At 43.3% G+C, this 16,918-nt stretch carries 18 protein-coding genes and 1 tRNA gene; 9 read left to right on the top strand and 10 right to left on the bottom strand.

Annotated features, from left to right (window positions below; genetic code table 11):
- Positions 1 to 140: 140 nt before the first annotated feature.
- The 6 genes from BET10_RS14690 to BET10_RS14665 all read left to right on the top strand — a co-directional run bounded on the left by BET10_RS14690 (position 141) and on the right by BET10_RS14665 (position 5,194).
- Positions 141 to 701: an RNA polymerase sigma factor gene (locus tag BET10_RS14690; RefSeq protein ID WP_070986350.1), complete on the top strand. Its 561-nt coding sequence runs from the start codon at positions 141 to 143 to the stop codon at positions 699 to 701.
- Positions 694 to 1,167, top strand: a complete 474-nt coding sequence (locus BET10_RS14685; RefSeq protein WP_070986349.1) for a hypothetical protein — start codon at positions 694 to 696, stop codon at positions 1,165 to 1,167. The genes BET10_RS14690 and BET10_RS14685 overlap by 8 nt, the downstream gene beginning before the upstream one ends.
- A gap of 9 nt (positions 1,168 to 1,176) precedes the next feature.
- Complete coding sequence (locus BET10_RS14680; protein ID WP_070986348.1) at positions 1,177 to 2,118, top strand: DUF4097 family beta strand repeat-containing protein; 942 nt, start codon at positions 1,177 to 1,179, stop codon at positions 2,116 to 2,118.
- A gap of 127 nt (positions 2,119 to 2,245) precedes the next feature.
- Complete coding sequence (gene dnaB / locus BET10_RS14675; protein ID WP_070986347.1) at positions 2,246 to 3,625, top strand: replicative DNA helicase; 1,380 nt, start codon at positions 2,246 to 2,248, stop codon at positions 3,623 to 3,625.
- Between the two features lie 11 nt (positions 3,626 to 3,636).
- Positions 3,637 to 4,728 carry an alanine racemase gene (alr, locus tag BET10_RS14670; protein ID WP_070986346.1) on the top strand — a complete coding sequence of 364 codons (1,092 nt, stop codon included), beginning with the start codon at positions 3,637 to 3,639 and terminating at the stop codon, positions 4,726 to 4,728.
- A 37-nt stretch (positions 4,729 to 4,765) separates the two neighbouring features.
- Complete coding sequence (locus BET10_RS14665) at positions 4,766 to 5,194, top strand: secondary thiamine-phosphate synthase enzyme YjbQ (RefSeq protein ID WP_070986345.1); 429 nt, start codon at positions 4,766 to 4,768, stop codon at positions 5,192 to 5,194.
- 9 nt (positions 5,195 to 5,203) lie between these two features.
- Here the strand turns inward: BET10_RS14665 and BET10_RS14660 are convergent, their stop codons facing one another.
- The 3 genes from BET10_RS14660 to BET10_RS14650 form a co-directional block, all read right to left on the bottom strand.
- Complete coding sequence (locus BET10_RS14660) at positions 5,204 to 5,671, bottom strand: chemotaxis protein CheX (protein ID WP_070986344.1); 468 nt, start codon at positions 5,669 to 5,671, stop codon at positions 5,204 to 5,206.
- Between the two features lie 70 nt (positions 5,672 to 5,741).
- On the bottom strand, positions 5,742 to 6,176 hold the full coding sequence (gene zur, locus BET10_RS14655; RefSeq protein WP_070986343.1) for a zinc uptake transcriptional repressor Zur: 435 nt from the start codon (positions 6,174 to 6,176) through the stop codon (positions 5,742 to 5,744).
- Positions 6,177 to 6,287: 111 nt separating this feature from the next.
- On the bottom strand, positions 6,288 to 8,750 hold the full coding sequence (locus BET10_RS14650; protein ID WP_083330564.1) for an EAL domain-containing protein: 2,463 nt from the start codon (positions 8,748 to 8,750) through the stop codon (positions 6,288 to 6,290).
- A gap of 275 nt (positions 8,751 to 9,025) precedes the next feature.
- Here BET10_RS14650 and BET10_RS14645 point away from each other — a divergent pair, with 275 nt between their 5' ends.
- Positions 9,026 to 10,087 (top strand): DUF6765 family protein, encoded by a 1,062-nt coding sequence (locus BET10_RS14645; RefSeq protein ID WP_070986342.1) that lies wholly within the window; start codon positions 9,026 to 9,028, stop codon positions 10,085 to 10,087.
- Between the two features lie 4 nt (positions 10,088 to 10,091).
- On the opposite strand, the gene BET10_RS14640 is transcribed toward BET10_RS14645, so the two are convergent.
- The 7 genes from BET10_RS14640 to cutA form a co-directional block, all read right to left on the bottom strand.
- Positions 10,092 to 10,721, bottom strand: coding sequence for a DUF6058 family natural product biosynthesis protein (locus tag BET10_RS14640; protein WP_070986341.1), 630 nt, complete (start codon positions 10,719 to 10,721; stop codon positions 10,092 to 10,094).
- A 190-nt stretch (positions 10,722 to 10,911) separates the two neighbouring features.
- Positions 10,912 to 10,988 (bottom strand) — tRNA-Ile (locus tag BET10_RS14635).
- A gap of 214 nt (positions 10,989 to 11,202) precedes the next feature.
- On the bottom strand, positions 11,203 to 12,543 hold the full coding sequence (gene accC / locus BET10_RS14630) for an acetyl-CoA carboxylase biotin carboxylase subunit (protein WP_070986340.1): 1,341 nt from the start codon (positions 12,541 to 12,543) through the stop codon (positions 11,203 to 11,205).
- A gap of 24 nt (positions 12,544 to 12,567) precedes the next feature.
- Complete coding sequence (gene accB / locus BET10_RS14625) at positions 12,568 to 13,026, bottom strand: acetyl-CoA carboxylase biotin carboxyl carrier protein (protein WP_070986339.1); 459 nt, start codon at positions 13,024 to 13,026, stop codon at positions 12,568 to 12,570.
- Between the two features lie 17 nt (positions 13,027 to 13,043).
- A complete protein-coding gene (gene aroQ, locus BET10_RS14620; protein ID WP_070986338.1) occupies positions 13,044 to 13,505 on the bottom strand; it encodes a type II 3-dehydroquinate dehydratase in 462 nt (153 codons plus the stop codon).
- Between the two features lie 203 nt (positions 13,506 to 13,708).
- Positions 13,709 to 15,505, bottom strand: coding sequence for a protein-disulfide reductase DsbD (locus tag BET10_RS14615; RefSeq protein WP_070986337.1), 1,797 nt, complete (start codon positions 15,503 to 15,505; stop codon positions 13,709 to 13,711).
- Positions 15,505 to 15,825, bottom strand: coding sequence for a divalent-cation tolerance protein CutA (cutA, locus tag BET10_RS14610; RefSeq protein ID WP_070986336.1), 321 nt, complete (start codon positions 15,823 to 15,825; stop codon positions 15,505 to 15,507). Before cutA ends, BET10_RS14615 begins: the two co-directional genes overlap by 1 nt.
- A gap of 173 nt (positions 15,826 to 15,998) precedes the next feature.
- Between cutA and BET10_RS14605 the strand changes: the two genes are divergently transcribed.
- Entirely contained in the window at positions 15,999 to 16,499 is a 501-nt protein-coding gene (locus BET10_RS14605; protein ID WP_070986335.1) for an FxsA family protein, read from the top strand.
- Positions 16,500 to 16,613: 114 nt separating this feature from the next.
- Positions 16,614 to 16,901 carry a co-chaperone GroES gene (locus BET10_RS14600; protein ID WP_070986334.1) on the top strand — a complete coding sequence of 96 codons (288 nt, stop codon included), beginning with the start codon at positions 16,614 to 16,616 and terminating at the stop codon, positions 16,899 to 16,901.
- Positions 16,902 to 16,918: the final 17 nt, after the last annotated feature.

The following is a 16,918-nucleotide window of genomic DNA, read 5'->3' as shown; positions in this document are numbered from 1 at the left end:
TTTATAGCGGGTTTTTTATTTTTTCAAAAAATACTTCTTATATTTAAACCTTTTCTCGCTTTAAAGACGTCTTACTTAGCAACTTGAAAGCAAGCCCTATTTATATCAAGCTAGCTCGACCAAGAAAAAGGAAAGTAAAAATGTTAATTGATGCCAACCAGGCATTGTCGAACACAGAGCAAAATCCTATCGATGAGTTGGTGCGTAAAGTACAACAGGGTGATCAACGGGCTTTTGAACAACTGTATAGAAAGCATGAAAGGCGAGTTTTTGGGCTTTGCCTAAGGTTGCTCGCATCTCCAGAGTATGCGGAGGACGTAACCCAAGAGGTATTTGTGCAGTTGTGGCATAAGATTGCGCAGTTTCAGGGGCAGTCACAGTTCTCGACTTGGCTCCACAGCGTCACGAGTAACATAGCAATAAGTTATTTACGAAAGCATAAAAACTGGCTGCAAAAGGTGGTGAGCATTGAAGGCTGCGGAATGAATGAACAATCAGCGCAGATGTGTCACGGGCTTAACGGGTTAGACAAGCTGATAGTACGTTTACCAGAGAGAGCCCGTTTAGTATTTGTATTGCATGCTGTTGAAGGTTATCGCCATGAGGAAATAGCCAACATGTTAGGCATGGCAGTGGGATCAAGTAAATCGCAATATCACCGTGCTCGTCAGTTATTGCAGGAGTGGTACGACAATGAGTAAACCTGACTTTGAGCAGTTTTTGAAAGAATCGCTCGAACAAACAAAAGACATCGCACCAACGCGAGACTTATGGAAAGGAATTGAAAACGCAATCGCGTCAACACCAGTAGAGGATACGCAAAATAGTTATTGGCCGAAACTCACAGGAATAGCGGCTTGCATTCTCGCTGGATTAATGGCTTGGCAGGTGGTGCTGAATCAACCACAGCAAAGTACCATGACAAACATGAGTGCGTTCTTTGAGCAGCAAAAACAGAGTTTGTTGGTGCAGTATGAAACTCAGCCTGCATTAACTTCGGATTGGCAAGCCCAACTGGGGGAGCTTGAAAGTGCTGAGCAAGCGATAAAAATGGCGTTGCAGAATGATCCTGAAAATGCGGCACTGTTACAAATGCTTGCTCAAGTTTATCAGCAACAATTGGATTTAATAAACAAGGTACATGCACCTCGTTGGCAACAAATTTAGGAGAAGAGTATGAGAGCACTATTAGCAGGATTAGCACTACTGCCATTGACGACTTTTGCTGGGCAAAGTATTGATGAGAAGATATCTCTGCCAAAGCAAGGGAAGGTTTTTATCGAGAATCAGCGCGGTGTCATCACAATTAAAACTTGGGACGAAGACAGCTTTAAAGTTACGGGTACCTTAGATGAAAAAGCCAAGGGATATAAGCTAGAAACTAACGGATCCGTTACTGAGTTTATTGTACAGATGCCAAATCAGTACCGAGGTTGGAACAACCGTCATGATGGGTCAAAGCTGACAATTCATATGCCCAAGAGTAGCGAGTTAAATCTCGAAGGTGTGAGTATTGATGTAAACGCGAGCCAGTTATATGCGGGCACCAGTATAAAAACTGTTAAAGGTGATATTCAGGTTTCTGATTTGAAGGGGAAAATCTCTTTGCAGACCATAAATGGCGATATTGATGCATCACAACTTAGCGGCCACATTCAGTATGAAACGGTCAACGGCAGCATCAATGATAGGGGATCAGATGGTAAGCTGAAATTTAATGCGGTCAATGGTGATATCGAGAGCGACACAAAAGCGCAGGACGTACGGTTAGAGAATGTGAATGGTGAAGTTGACTTACGTATAGAGGAATTAGCTGATTTACGTCTGAACACGGTAAATGGTGAAATCAATGTACACATCAAAAGGCTAAAAGATAACGCGAACATTAATATGGACTCAGTTAGTGGTGATGCTAGGTTTTACTTTCCAGCGGATGTTTCCGCTCGGTTTGACATTGATATGCATGCCGGTGGTAAGGTTATTAATGAATTGAGTGACCATAAAATGAAAAAGGCAAAATATGGCCCCTCAAGAGAATTAGAATTTGTGCTCAACGGCGGTAATGCCGATGTAGAAATCGACACTGTGAGTGGGCACATTGAACTGAAAAAAAACTAATCTCCCTCACACCACCAACCCACTCGTTGGTGGTGTATCTTTTTATTACTCGTGGTTTTGGATATAGCATTGCACTTATCTCATGAGCGGATAAAATAGTCCTCTGAATTCCCAATTGTGCAGTGCTATGGCAAAACCAGATCTTCAAGTTGATACGCTAAAAGTTCCACCCCATTCAATTGAAGCCGAGCAGTCCGTTCTCGGCGGCCTTATGTTAGATAATCAAGCGTTTGACAGAGTTGCAGAACTTGTTGTTGCGCAGGACTTTTACACCCGTACGCATAAGCTGATTTTTGAAGCGATGGAAAAGCTGGTGGAAATGGGTAACCCCATTGATTTAATCACCATCTCCGAGAATTTGGAGAAAAATAATCAGCTCGCTAATGTCGGTGGTTTTGCTTATCTTGCTGAAATAGCTAAAAACACGCCCAGTGCCGCTAATATTGATGCTTATGCGAATATTGTGCGCGAACGCGCGGTTGTTCGAGAGATGATAGCGGTCGCAAATGAAATTGCTGAGGCTGGTTTTAACCCCGAGGGTCGTGATAGTCATGAACTACTCGACTTGGCCGAAAGTAAAGTGTTCAAAATTGCTGAGCAACGTACCAAAAGCACAGAGGGCCCGCAAAATCTTCATAGTATCTTGGAAAAAACCGTCGATAAGATTGAAGAGCTATACCAGTCACCTCAAGATGGTGTAACCGGGGTAAGTTCAGGCTACTCAGACTTGGATAAAATGACTGCAGGCCTACAACCATCGGATCTGATCATCGTCGCCGCGCGTCCTTCAATGGGTAAAACCACCTTCGCAATGAACCTTGCGGAACATGCGGCGATGACCCAAGATAAACCAGTACTCATTTACTCTCTAGAGATGCCCTCAGAGCAAATCATGATGAGGATGCTCGCATCTCTTGGCCGTATTAACCAAACCAAGGTACGTACCGGTCAGTTGGATGATGATGATTGGGCGAGATTGTCTTCAACTATGGGGTTGTTAATGGAAAAAGGCAAGATGTATATTGACGATGCATCAGGTTTGACCCCAACGGATGTTCGCTCCAGAGCAAGACGTATTGCACGTGACCATGGTGGTATCAGTATGATCATGGTGGATTATTTGCAGCTCATGCGTGTACCTAGCTTGTCAGACAATCGAACACTTGAGATTGCTGAGATATCTCGCTCTTTAAAGGCGTTGGCAAAAGAGCTACAGTGCCCGGTTATCGCGCTTTCTCAGCTTAACCGAACGCTAGAGCAACGTGCCGATAAGCGTCCAGTAAACTCCGACTTACGTGAATCAGGATCAATTGAGCAGGATGCCGACTTAATTATGTTTATATATCGCGACGAAGTGTACAACGAAGATAGCCCAGATAAGGGAGTCGCAGAGATCATTATAGGTAAGCAGCGTAATGGTCCAATTGGTAAGGTTAGGTTAACCTTCCAAGGACAATACTCACGTTTTGATAACTACGCAGGTCCTGCGGTTGACGACGAATACTAGGAGAGTCGCACATGAAGTTAGCGGCGGCGGAGATAAACTTATCGGCATTAAGGCATAATTTACGGCGTATCAAAGCGCTGGCACCGCGAGCCAAAGTTATGGCGGTGTTAAAAGCCAATGCGTATGGGCACGGCCTAGTGACCATTGCTCAGCACTTACAAGACGCTGATGCGTTTGCAGTAGCTCGAATCGATGAGGCATTAGCCCTCAGGGCTGGTGGTTTAACTAAACCGATAGTGTTGCTTGAAGGTTTTTTTAATGCCAATGATATTCCTATCCTTTTAGCGAATAACTTTCAAACGGTGATCCACAACGAGTATCAGCTTAATGCGTTAGAGAGCGCAAAGTTAGACGCACCGATAGCGACATGGCTAAAAGTTGATACAGGAATGCATCGGTTGGGAATTGAGCCTGAGCAATTGGACAGCTTCTATAATCGTTTGAAAAGCTCTGAGAATGTGAAGCCCCAAGTTAATTTGATGACCCACTTCTCGTGTGCCGATGACGTCGAAAATAGTAAAACTAAGGTACAGCTAAATAAATTTACTCAGTTGGTAGACAATAAAAATGAGTCTCTATGTTTAGCAAACTCGGCGGGTATTATTGGTTGGCCTGAAAGTCATAATGATTGGGTGCGCCCAGGGCTTATGCTCTATGGTGTGTCGCCAATGCAAGAGCAGGTTGGCGCTCATCATGGTTTACAGCCCGTTATGCGTTTAACTACTCGAGTCATTGCTATTCGCAGTTTACCAGCCAACGAACCCGTCGGGTACGGTGGGCGCTGGCAGAGCAAGCACGCGACACAGCTTGCTATTGTTGCAATGGGGTACGGTGATGGCTATCCTCGACATGCGAAAAATGGTACGCCAGTGATGATCCGCAATCAACGCTTTGGCATTGTGGGTAGTGTCTCTATGGATATGATAACGGTAGATATTGGTGATAACAAAGCTGGTATCGCGGTTGGCGACGAAGTAGAAATGTGGGGTCCCAATTTACCGGTTGAAGAAGTTGCGGCGTATGCGGATACTATACCTTATGAACTGCTATGTAATGTGACTCCGCGAGTAAGCTACGAATATGTGGATAAAAACCAAGCGTAAGCTACTTACAGCCGATACTCGAATCTAGGAATGTTTCATGTGGTTACAGAAAAAAATAGTACTCAAAGCAAGAAAGAGAGGCTTTCACCTTATTGGCGATGAAATTGAACATCAGCTTCCAGAGGTAAAAAATGTCCGTGTAGGTTTACTCCATGTATTTATTCAGCACACGTCAGCTTCTCTTGCCATTAACGAGAACGCAGATCCTTCAGTCAGGCAGGACTTAGAAAGCCATTTTAATGTACTTGCACCTGAGAACGCTCCTTATTACATACACACATATGAAGGGCCTGATGATATGCCTGCACACATCAAGTCCACCTTAATAGGCAGCAGCCAAAGTATACCCGTGAGTAATGGACAATTGGCATTGGGGGTGTGGCAGGGGCTTTATCTGTGCGAACACAGGGATCATGCTTCAAGCAGAACCCTTATTGTTACCTTACAAGGTGAAATTTGCTCTTAGCCTTGCAGCCTAAAGCTTGTCGAAGCTGACTTCTATATTTGCATCACCATCTGGTGATGTAAAAGGCATAATGATTTTTGCACCTTCACATTTATGTGTAATGGTGTGGTTTTTACCAGATACAACAATTGGTGTGGCCATTTCAAACTCGTAGCCCTTTTCACCCAATAGGTTTTTGGCACCGCCAGTTACCATATTAGTGATTTCACCGACCATATCGGTGACTTCCTCGTTAATGGTATCTGGGCGCTCACCTAGCATTCGCTCCATAATGGTCAAGGCTAGGCTTTCATCAAACGTTATAGAAAATGAACCTTTGGTTTGCGGCCCAACCATTCCTATGAGCCCAGACACATCACCCAGAGCAATTTCATCTTTTTTTATTTTTGGCTTGCCTGGCGTTAACTCCGTTTGCGCCATGGTTGCCAATACATTGATTAAAGACGATAGAAAGGGGTTTATAAACTCTACTTTCATATGACTTCCTTAACTACATATTGTTTTAGAGATAATATTTGAGTGTAGTGTGGTTTTGGAGCCGATGCACTTACTCATTACACTTTTCACATTTACCGTGGGCTTCAATTGTTTGTGCACTTACTACGAAACCTTTCTCGGCTGCGAGGTTATTAAGCTCATGAGAAATGGCACTGGAGTGCAACTCTTCGACATTACCGCATTGGTCACATATTAATAGCTGTACGGGGTGAATATGATCAAAATGATGACAAAGCATGAACGAGTTTGTACTTTCTATCTTGTGGATGAACCCTAATTCTGCCAGAAAATCCAAAGCGCGATAAATCGTTGCCGGTTTAGCTGCGGCTTCTGTAACTTTGAGTTCTTCCAGTAGGTCATAAGCTCCGACACCGCCTTGCTTGCTTGCGAGCAGACGAAATACCTTCTCGCGGATAGGAGTAAACCTAGCCCCGCGATTATCACACACTTGCTTTGCTTTGCTGATCAGTAATTCTACATTCATTATCTTAATCCTTACCCTTGCACCGCAATACTAACATATTCTTATTAATAGTCTTATAAACTGAGTAAGTTATCATGAAAAAGCGTCGCATGGGGTTGAAAAGTTAATACGTTAGCCTTTGCTATATCGCTCCCTAGTGATGCCAATCGAATGTTCGAAATCTTCACTTGTCATTGGCTCTCCAAGTAGAAAGCCCTGTCCAATATCACATTGATAATTCTGTAAAATCTTGAGTTGAGAGAGGGTCTCGATACCCTCAGCAACGACCCTTATCCCGAGACTGTGAGACATGGTAATAATAGAGTTTACCAATTCATCAGCAGCTTGGCTGGTGGATAGGTCAGCAATAAAACTTTGATCGATTTTTAAGATATCAAAAGGATATTGGCGTAGGTAATTGAGGGATGAATAGCCTGTTCCAAAGTCGTCCATTGAGATAACTAACCCTAATTGATGTAAGTTATCTAGCGAATCTTTGAGTGCGTCATCACCGGACAAAAGCACGCCTTCGGTGATTTCAAGCTCAAGTAAAGAAGTGGGTATTTGCGACTGTTGAATGTATTTGTGAATATCTTCAATTAAGGTGCGATCTTTAAATTGTCGCGGAGATAAATTAACTGCCACTTTCAATGGTCGCTCTAGCACGGATTGCCACTTTTTAATTTGCTTTATTGCTGATTGCAGCACGAATTTTCCAATAGCAACTATCTCGCCGTTGCTTTCTGCTAATGGAATGAATTCACTTGGTGAAACGGTGCCTAGGGTTTTATTGTGCCACCTAAGTAAGGCTTCTGCGCCAATCAGCTCGTTATTATCAATGGTAAATTGTGGCTGATAATAAACTTCGAACTCTCCATGCTCCAGAGCGTGACGCATATGCTCTTCAAGTAGCAAGCGCCGAGATAAATCCTGACTCATTTTCTCTGTAAAAAATGAGTACGTATTTCTACCTTGCTGTTTTGAGTGATACATTGCTGAGTCAGCTTTACGAAGTAGCGCACTGGGTGTACTGCCATCTTGTGGGTATACAGAAACGCCTAAACTCAATGAAATGCTAAACTCTCTTTTATCGATATTTAAGGGGATGCGAAATCGCCTTACCAAATTTGCGGCGATTGGAATGATATCCTCGCTGTTGTGTAAGTTATTGATTAGAATTACGAACTCATCACCACCAAGGCGAGCCACGGTGTCTTCATCGCGCAGCGTATCTTGCAATCTCTGCGCTGAGGCAATGAGCAGCTTATCACCAATTTCATGCCCTAAAGAATCGTTTACTTTTTTAAAATCATCTAAATCAATGAAGATCACAGCAATAATAGTTTTATTTCTGGTCGCTGTTTTGATTTGTTGAGTCAGTCGTTCCATGACTAAAAAACGGTTGGGGAGATTGGTAAGGGTATCAAAAAATGCATGATGGAAAATAAGTTCTTCTTGGCGCTTACGCTGAGTAATGTCTCTGAGTACGATAACAACATGACTGCTTAGAGGCATAACAGACACGCGCGCTTCCATGAATTTTTCTTGATGCCTATGAGTAAAGGGATATTCAATACAAGTGAGCTTTTTATATTTTCTGGTCTCTTTGATAGCGCCATTAAAGCGCTTCATAATGGTATTAGGCAATAAAGTGGTCACATCACAGCCGATGAGCGGAGGACTTTCAACAAACATATCGTTTTGATGAGAGTTACTAAATTCGATCACTTTACCGTGCGAGTCGATAACAATAAACAAATCTGGCAGTGCCGAAAAAATACTTTCAAGCAAGTTGTGTTTAGACAGAGCATATAGCTCAGCCGCTTTTTGTGCGGCAATTTTCTCCTGTAAATTGTCAGCCATATCATTGAAGTTATCAGCTAGTAACTTTAGTTCACCACTGCCTTCAATTTTCGCTCTTTGGCTAAAATCAAGTGAGCGCAGCTTCTGACCAACATAAATTAGTTGATTTATGGGCTTGGTGATAAAAGCGTACACAAACATCGCTGTAAGGCAGATCAAGCACAGCAGCAGTAAGGCAACGATAAAACTCTTATTCAGGCCAATTTCTAGAACACTCTGAACTTCATGCGCAATGTGGTACGTGGCAAATAGTATGGCTGTTTTGGTTTCATCACGATGTTGAAACTGCAGCGGAAAATATGCCTCAAAAACAAACTTTGACTCATTAAATTCAATAATCCTTGCGTTTTGAGCGAGTGCCGTTTGCAATAGTTTGAAGTTAATGGGCAGATCAAATTTACTGAAGTGTTGTGTTTGCATATGTCGCTCTGGTGCGGCGATTATGTGACCATCGGGATCTAGTACTAAAACATGTTGGTAGTTAACTCGGCTCATTTTAGTGTTGAGTGCAAAGGTCGCATTTTCAGTGTTGTTGGCTGATAAGGCCCGCTCAAGCTTGTGGGAAAAAATTGGCAGCTCCTGTGATAATGACTCTTGGCTACTGCTAATGAGCGTATCTAATTGGGTGTAATAGGTATGAAAGGTGATAATGACAGAAAACAACAAAAAAATCAGCGCAGCTAAAATGCTCAGCCACAGCTTAATGTTGATAGAGTATAGCGCTTTCATCATTATTCACTCACGGACGCTTAGCGAGCGAATAATGTTAATTACTGAAAAGGTATGCATGCTGTTAGTCATTGATAAAGTTGAGCACAGTAGTAAATTAAGTCTAGCTCAAAATATTAAAGCGGTAGTTGTTTGAGTGCCAAAGGTATGTAGGCTCTGCAAAAAGTGACCTGTAGAAATAGTGAAAGTTAATGAATAATACAGCGAATGAGAGACAGGTATTATTGCTTATGTTGATATAACCTTAAGGTTACATCAGCATATTTTAAAGGATCACTATGCAGATTGACCTTCACCTAGGCATGACTTGGGTTGTAGCCCGTGCCGCAGGCTTTAGTAACGAACAGGCAAATATCATCGCGCATGCTTCGCAATACGTTGACGACGCGACTAACGAAGGCCACATCAAATTCAATAATGGTGCTGCATATCAACGTATTGCAACAGCCCACAAGATGCTGGACTATAGAAATATCCAAAGCCTAAAGAACCAACAAGTGTGGATCCCATTTCACTTTTTGCCAGGTAACAGTGGGCTGCCGGCGGGCAGCAACCCATCAGGTCGTTTTGTTCATAAGCTAGTATGTAAGCCTAATTCCTATGTTGCCCGCGATATGGTGAATGAGTGTATAGCTCATCAACACAAGCCTTATGCATTGCATTTACTGGGGATCACATCACATGTATTTATTGATACTTGGGGGCACAAGGGATTTGCGGGAATACAGCATAAAGTCAATAAGGTCGATGATATTAAAGATCACAATGGCCAAATAGATAAGCATTGGACCAAAAGGATCACAGACTACTTTATGGGGATGCTTCAGGATGACATTCCCAGTTTGGGGCATGGTCAGGCGTTATCAAATCCTGACTTACCACATCAGCATTCGAGCTACACCAATGGAATGGGAGAAGTTGTAGAGCGTAACAATCCCGTTGATTTTTTAGAAGCTGCTGATGAGCTATGTAAAGTCTATCAAATTTACCTTAATCAGCAGCCAACGGGCTTGAATGAATTACTCAAAGCACAAATAGCCAAATGTTTTACCGACTTTAATATGGATGCTGGCCAGCAGAGGCTTGCTTTGTGGATTGAAGCAATCGCCAACGATGAGTTCTCACTTGGGCCATACCAGCTGTCCTATATCGCAAAAGGCGCAGGTTCTTGGAAGCATGAAGCATTAGGCACTACGTTGATTGATAAGGACGAAGATGAATACACCTTTACACAGGCGTTCTTAACCTCAAACTGGAAGCTATTTCATGATGCTGCGAAGCAGCATCGACTGAATATAGTGGATATTATTTTACCTCGATATGGGATATGTGTAGCGTAAGGCGTCAAAATTGGTATTTACGCTTCATTTCATCAATCAAACGGTGTCGAGAACTCTTTGCTCTTTCATGGGGTGCAAACAGCGTACTTGACTCATCAAGTAGATCTATTGCGCGCTTTAGCTGGGAGAGCTGCGATGCAGTTGGTGACTCAAGCTCTGAAAGCTCGTTAATTTGGGCGATCGCAAGTTCCTTTGCTGCAATATGTTCGGGTAAGCCTGATTTAGTGCAAAGGCCGTAAACCCCATCGAGAAAGTGTACCCACTCTTGCTCAATATGTGATTGAACATCAGCATTTAATTTCACATTGGTAGATGTGAATCCCTGACTTTTTAATTGTTCGAGTGCTTTTCTATAGCGTTTAGAAAACACAGAGTATATTTTTTCTTTGTCTTCAAGCGATTGTACAATACCCAACCAAGCAAAGTAGCCTTTTGCGTAGTACTCAATTTCTTGAGTGTCTTCATGTAATCCAAAAAATGAATTACTCTCAAGTGCTAGTTTCAACTTATATGAGCATTGTGGCATTACGCCAGTTTCTTGATAGTGTGCAAGCACTTGTTCACTCACTTGTGATTGAGTAAGCAGTTCTGATTTGGTGATGAAGAATTCATTTAAGTACTTTATTAGTTCCATTAACTTTTATCCCATCATTTTGAGTTAATTCATGATACCTAACGATATATGCCTTCTTTAATCAGTAATCTTCGAGCATATATTTTTAGCCTTTCGTCACATACTTTTTGACGCTAATACGATAGAAACAGCAAGGGGAAAGAGATTGTTTGTAATATGTGGAGTTATAAGAGATGACTTGCTAATAAAATGGTGGCCCCTCCCAGACTCGAACTGGGGACCTAACGATTATGAGTCGTGTGCTCTAACCAACTGAGCTAAGGGGCCATTTTTGTGCCTGCTTAGGGTGCAGGTAAAATAGACTTACCAATGTCGGTAAGCGGGTTGCAGTATAAAAACTTTTAAAAGCCTTGTCACTAGCAAAAGCCATAAATTTAACTATCTGTAAATCAAATGATTAAATTTAGACCAATCTGGGTTGTGTCTTTTTTGAAAACAAAAGAAAAAGCCGGCATTGGCCGGCTTTTCAAATCATCAACACTTATAAACCAAGTTTCTTCTCTAAGTAGTGAATGTTTGTGCCACCACTTTGGAAGTTTTCATCCGCTAAGATCTTCTTGTGTAGCGGCGTATTGGTTTTGATACCGTCGATGACTAGCTCATTGAGTGCATTGCGCGCACGTGCAATCGCTACGTCGCGATTTTCACCATATGTGATCAACTTACCAATCATTGAATCGTAATGAGGTGGTACAGTGTAATCAGCATAAATATGGCTATCCCAACGAATACCTAAACCGCCAGCAGGATGGAAACGTGTGATCTTACCCGGTGACGGAATAAAAGTATCAGGGTCTTCAGCATTGATACGACATTCGATAGCATGACCTCGGATCACCACGTCATCCTGTGTAATAGAAAGCGGTTGGCCTGCGGCAATCTTTAGTTGCTCTTTGATCAAGTCTACACCTGTAACCATTTCGGTAACAGGGTGCTCAACCTGAATACGGGTGTTCATTTCAATGAAATAGAACTCGCCATTTTCATACAAGAACTCAAAAGTCCCCGCGCCACGGTAGCCGATTTCGATACATGCACGAGTACAGCGATCACCGATAAACTTGCGCATTTCAGCGGTAATACCTGGTGCTGGCGCCTCTTCAACAACTTTTTGGTGACGGCGCTGCATTGAACAGTCACGCTCACCTAAGTGAATCGCATTACCTTGGCCATCGGCAAGGACTTGAACTTCGATGTGACGTGGGTTTTCAAGGAATTTTTCCATGTAAACCATGCCATTACCAAAGAACTGCTTAGCTTCTTGCTGTGTTAAGGCGATTGAGTTATTTAGCTCAGCCTCGCTTCTTACCACACGCATACCACGACCACCACCGCCACCTGCGGCTTTGATGATCACAGGGTAGCCGATACGTTTAGCGATTTGTGTGTTGCGTTCTTTGTCGTCCGTTAATGGGCCATCAGAACCTGGTACACACGGTACGCCCGCTTTGCGCATCGCTTCGATGGCTGACACTTTGTCACCCATTAAGCGAATGGTGTCACCACGAGGGCCGATGAATACAAAGCCACTTTGCTCAACTTGGTCAGCAAAATCAGCGTTTTCTGATAAGAATCCGTAACCTGGGTGAATAGCAACCGCATCAGTTACTTCTGCTGCTGCAATAATGCGTGGAATGTCTAAGTAACTTTCAGACGCTGCTGGTTTACCGATACAAATGGTTTCATCCGCAAGAAGTACATGCTTAAGATCGCGGTCAGCGGTTGAGTGTACAGCCACCGTTTTGATCCCAAGCTCCTTGCAGGCACGCAATACGCGAAGTGCAATTTCACCTCGGTTCGCAATGACTACTTTATCTAACATAGCGTTTGCCTTCTTATTGCGTAATTATTCGATAATGAATAGTGGCTGGTCGAATTCAACTGGCTCGCCATTTTCAACAAGAATTGCTTTCACTACACCAGCTTTGTCAGCTTCAATTTGGTTCATCATTTTCATTGCTTCAACGATACATAGTGTATCGCCAACGCTTACTTTAGAACCGACTTCTACGTATGCTGGTGCTTCAGGAGAAGCGGCCGCGTAGAAAGTACCAACCATAGGAGATAACACTTGATGGCCAGCAGGTGCCGCTGGAGCCGCAGGTGTTGCTTCAGCAGGAGCTGCTGCTGGCGCTGGTGCCGCTGCTGGTGCAGGCGCTGCTGCAAACTGTTGTGGCTGTGCCATCACAGGTGCGTTGCTGTAACGATTAATGCGTACTGATTCTTCACCTTCAGTGATTTCTAATTCAGCAATACCTGATTCTTCTACTAATTCGATAAGTTTCTTGATCTTGCGAATATCCATAATGACCCGCCTGTTAGTTAATTTGCGTTATTTCTGTTGTGCAATTTGCTGACGGCCGCCGTTAAAGCAGCTTCATAGCCAATTGCGCCTAATCCACATATCACCCCTTGCGCCACATCAGAAAAATACGATTTATGGCGAAACGGCTCTCGTGCATATACGTTACTAATATGCACTTCATAAAAAGGTATGTTGACGCTTAAAAGCGCGTCTCGCAGCGCGACACTGGTGTGTGTAAATGCTGCGGGGTTGATGATAATGGCATCAATTTTTTGCCACGCATCGTGTATGGTGCTGATCAGTTCAGCCTCACTGTTACTTTGCAAATGAGAAAGCGTTACGCCAAGTTGCTGAGCGTGTTTGTCTACTCTGGTCATTAGCTCATCAAGTGTGAGCGTGCCATAAGTCTGTGGCTCACGGTGACCAAGCATATTAAGGTTTGGCCCATTTAAGACTAAAATCTTCAAATTTGCAGTCATAATCCGTGAAAACCTCTCAAATTGAAATTAACGTGATTTTTTGTATAAGTTAATAAATAACTTAAGCTGTTCAGACTAAAATAGCAACTTTTTCTCACTTTAGCTGTGTATTATAGATATTTCGCGGTAAATAGCAGCAAAATACTGGTCTAATCAGAGGGGGAAGCGCTGGTCAAACATGACCAGCGGGTGAAGTTGTAGGGTTATTGTACGTTGGCACGCACCTTTTCTAGGTGTTTTGCAAATGGCTCAGGGCCCATAAAACCGGTAACGCGTAGATCTGGCAGTTCATTACCTTGTCCATCAAAGAACAACATGGTGGGTAGCCCAAAGACGTTGAACTCTTTCATTATCTCCACGCTCTTGTCGTTACTTTCGGTTAAATCTAGCTTCAGTAGCGCAAAGTGTTTGAATTGCTGCTGTACTTGAGGCTCAAAGAAGGTGTACTTCTCAAACTCTTTGCAGGCAACACACCAGTCTGCGTATAGGTCAACGATGGCAATTTGACCGTTGTCGTTGGCCTGTTCAATGGCCTCTCTCAAAGCGCTTAAATCTGCGACGAGCTGAAATTTTTTCTCGCCTTGTGCTGACTGCGCTTGTGTTACATTAATTGTTTTGCTCGGCCAAATGAGGTTTTTGCCTACCAGCAAGGCACTGACTAACAACACAGAAGCGACACCCCACAGCAAGGTTTTTAGCACCCCACTGCTTTGTTGGCTTTGCCAGTGATGTAAATAAAGAGCCGTCGCAAGCATTAAGCCGCTGGCAAGCCATAAGATAATGTCAAATTCAACAATGCGCTCTAACAGTATCAGAGGCACCACGAGCATAATGAAACCAAACAGCGTTTTTACTTGCTCCATCCATGCGCCGGCTTTGGGCAGCAACTTGCCACCGGATGTACCCAATAGTAATAGTGGTAAACCCATGCCTAAGCTGAGCGAGTAGAGTGTAATGCCACCGATAAAATAGTCACCACTTTGAGCGACATAAAGCAAAGCGGCTGACAGCGGTGCTGTGGTACATGGTGACGCGATTAAACCTGATAGCACACCCATAGAAAACACGCCCAGATAGTTACCACCTTGTTGTTGATTGCTGATGGCCGTGAGTCGATTCATCATGCCGCTGGGCAGTTTAATTTCATACCAACCAAACATGGCCATCGCCAGCAATACAAACAATAAACTAAAACTAATCAATACCGCTGGGTGTTGCAGGTAACCTTGTACTTGCCCGCCTAAAGCGGCTACAACAAGCCCAAGCAATGCATAAGTGACCGCCATACCTTGTACATATACAAATGACAAAGAAAAAGCCCGCTTGGTCGATAATCCTTTTTGTCCAGCGATGAGACTAGAAAGGATCGGGAACATTGGAAAAACACACGGAGTAAACGCAAGACCCACACCCACCATAAAGAAAATGGCTAAATTCGTTAACAAACTTTGGCTGGCAAGGCGCTCGGTAAATGATAACTCTTTGTCTGAGGATGGCGTTTGGTCTGCGACTGGAGGTGCTGTGGTTGCGCTATCGGCGCTTGCTGTGCTGCCATCAGCCATCGCCAGCGGTGATAACGGAATCGTGATGACTTCAGGGGGATAACATAATCCAGCTTCGGCGCAGCCTTGATAGCGGATTTTTACCACCGCATCGTCGCCAATATTGCTAAGCTTGGATACCACAGAGAACGAATCAAAATACACTTGGGTTTTACCAAAAAATTCATCCTCTATTTCTACCCCTTCGGTATATTCTCCCACTTTGATGTCGGCATTTTTTGCGATTATCTCAAGCTTCTTTTTATAGAGGTAATAGCCCGGTGCAATATCCCAACCAGTGAACAAAATATTGCCCTGCTGATCAAAATCGAATTTAAATGCCTCATTGACCGGCAAGAAGGTATCTTGTTTTGGGGCCAGCAAGCTATTGAGAACATCATTGTTGGCCTGTGCTGGTAACAGCCACAAAAGTGAAAAAACAAATAACAGCGCGCGCATTAATTCAATACCTCGTCCATCCAGTGAAAATAAGCAAGATTCCCCGCATTGACATCTAGTACCTGAATTTCCGGTACTTCATAGCTATGCAACTCTTTGATGAGTTGGATCATTTTACTTATTTTGTCTGCTTTGGTTTTTATAAACAGTTTAGTTTCGGTTTGTTGCACAATCTCGTTCTGCCACATATACACCGACTCGACGCCTGGCAAAATATTCACACAGGCAGCCAGCTTTTGAGCAATCAGCTGTTTGGCAAGTTGGTGAGCGTCATCTTGGTTTTCACAGGTGGTCAAAACCAGTTTGTAATGGGGAGCCATGCTCAATTCCTTTCAACAAAAATATGAACTTTCGCCATAGTAGCTCAAACTATCAGCTATCCCAAGTGTCTATAGATGAAAGCAAAAATACCTAACTTAGCCGTGTGGGGTCGTTTGTGCTTGAAATGAGACCGAGTCACCCATATTTAAGTTTCATTAATTTAGGAGAAAGTATGTTTCGGATTTTATTTGTACTGTTTATTGTGGTGCCGATCATTGAAATTGCGCTGCTTATTCAAGTGAGTGACATCATCGGAGGGTTTGCGACGATTGCGTTGGTGATCTTAACCGCAATTCTTGGTGCAAAGCTGGTAAAACAACAGGGCTTGAGTGCGTATAGTAATGTGCAAGGTCAAATGGCGCGTGGTCAGATGCCGGCCAGCGAACTGTTTACAGGGTTGTGTGTGATCATCGCCGGTGTATTACTCATGACACCAGGGATCATGACCGATGCGCTCGGCTTTATGTTATTAACGCCTGCCATTCGCTCAAAATTGGCGAGTGCATTGATGAAGCAGATGACCGTTAAAATGCACATGACGATGCAGCAATCACAACATGCCAACACAGAGCATGAGCAGGCACAGCCGTTCGAGCATAACGAACAAAGCTCAAAGCAGCCCTCCCATCACTCATCGAACACCATTGAAGGTGAGTACGAGCGAAAAGATTAAAAAATTTTAGTTTTTTGACTTGGGTTTTAAAAGTGCCATCCCCATAAATGATGGCAACTTAGTTTTAAAGAATTTTTCTGTAGTTGTTCAGAAACTGTTAGGAGAACATAACAAATGAACATTCGTCCTTTACATGATCGCGTAATCATCAAGCGTCTTGAAGAAGAAACAAAATCTGCTGGCGGTATTGTATTAACTGGCTCTGCCGCAGAAAAGTCAACTCGTGGTGAAGTTATCGCTGTAGGTAATGGCCGCGTGCTAGACAATGGTGAAGTAAGAGCGCTTGAAGTAAAAGCAGGTGACACCGTGCTATTTGGCTCTTACGTTGAAAAAACTGAAAAGATCGAAGGTCAAGAGTACCTGATCATGCGTGAAGATAACATTTTGGGCATTGTAGGCTAATCCTACTTTTCACTTTT

Origin of the sequence: Pseudoalteromonas amylolytica (assembly GCF_001854605.1) — a bacterium.
Taxonomy (GTDB): Bacteria; Pseudomonadota; Gammaproteobacteria; order Enterobacterales; family Alteromonadaceae; genus Pseudoalteromonas; species Pseudoalteromonas amylolytica.
This window is presented reverse-complemented; position numbering and strand designations above follow the sequence as displayed.

Excerpts from the sequence above, each read along its gene's own strand:
- BET10_RS14690 (WP_070986350.1), top strand. The coding sequence starts at position 141 with ATGTTAATTGATGCCAACCAGGCATTGTCGAACACAGAGCAAAATCCT.
- BET10_RS14685 (WP_070986349.1), top strand. The coding sequence starts at position 694 with ATGAGTAAACCTGACTTTGAGCAGTTTTTGAAAGAATCGCTCGAACAA.
- BET10_RS14680 (WP_070986348.1), top strand. The coding sequence starts at position 1,177 with ATGAGAGCACTATTAGCAGGATTAGCACTACTGCCATTGACGACTTTT.
- dnaB (WP_070986347.1), top strand. The coding sequence starts at position 2,246 with ATGGCAAAACCAGATCTTCAAGTTGATACGCTAAAAGTTCCACCCCAT.
- alr (WP_070986346.1), top strand. The coding sequence starts at position 3,637 with ATGAAGTTAGCGGCGGCGGAGATAAACTTATCGGCATTAAGGCATAAT.
- BET10_RS14665 (WP_070986345.1), top strand. The coding sequence starts at position 4,766 with ATGTGGTTACAGAAAAAAATAGTACTCAAAGCAAGAAAGAGAGGCTTT.
- BET10_RS14660 (WP_070986344.1), bottom strand. The coding sequence starts at position 5,671 with ATGAAAGTAGAGTTTATAAACCCCTTTCTATCGTCTTTAATCAATGTA.
- zur (WP_070986343.1), bottom strand. The coding sequence starts at position 6,176 with ATGAATGTAGAATTACTGATCAGCAAAGCAAAGCAAGTGTGTGATAAT.
- BET10_RS14650 (WP_083330564.1), bottom strand. The coding sequence starts at position 8,750 with ATGATGAAAGCGCTATACTCTATCAACATTAAGCTGTGGCTGAGCATT.
- BET10_RS14645 (WP_070986342.1), top strand. The coding sequence starts at position 9,026 with ATGCAGATTGACCTTCACCTAGGCATGACTTGGGTTGTAGCCCGTGCC.
- BET10_RS14640 (WP_070986341.1), bottom strand. The coding sequence starts at position 10,721 with ATGGAACTAATAAAGTACTTAAATGAATTCTTCATCACCAAATCAGAA.
- accC (WP_070986340.1), bottom strand. The coding sequence starts at position 12,543 with ATGTTAGATAAAGTAGTCATTGCGAACCGAGGTGAAATTGCACTTCGC.
- accB (WP_070986339.1), bottom strand. The coding sequence starts at position 13,026 with ATGGATATTCGCAAGATCAAGAAACTTATCGAATTAGTAGAAGAATCA.
- aroQ (WP_070986338.1), bottom strand. The coding sequence starts at position 13,505 with ATGACTGCAAATTTGAAGATTTTAGTCTTAAATGGGCCAAACCTTAAT.
- BET10_RS14615 (WP_070986337.1), bottom strand. The coding sequence starts at position 15,505 with ATGCGCGCGCTGTTATTTGTTTTTTCACTTTTGTGGCTGTTACCAGCA.
- cutA (WP_070986336.1), bottom strand. The coding sequence starts at position 15,825 with ATGGCTCCCCATTACAAACTGGTTTTGACCACCTGTGAAAACCAAGAT.
- BET10_RS14605 (WP_070986335.1), top strand. The coding sequence starts at position 15,999 with ATGTTTCGGATTTTATTTGTACTGTTTATTGTGGTGCCGATCATTGAA.
- BET10_RS14600 (WP_070986334.1), top strand. The coding sequence starts at position 16,614 with ATGAACATTCGTCCTTTACATGATCGCGTAATCATCAAGCGTCTTGAA.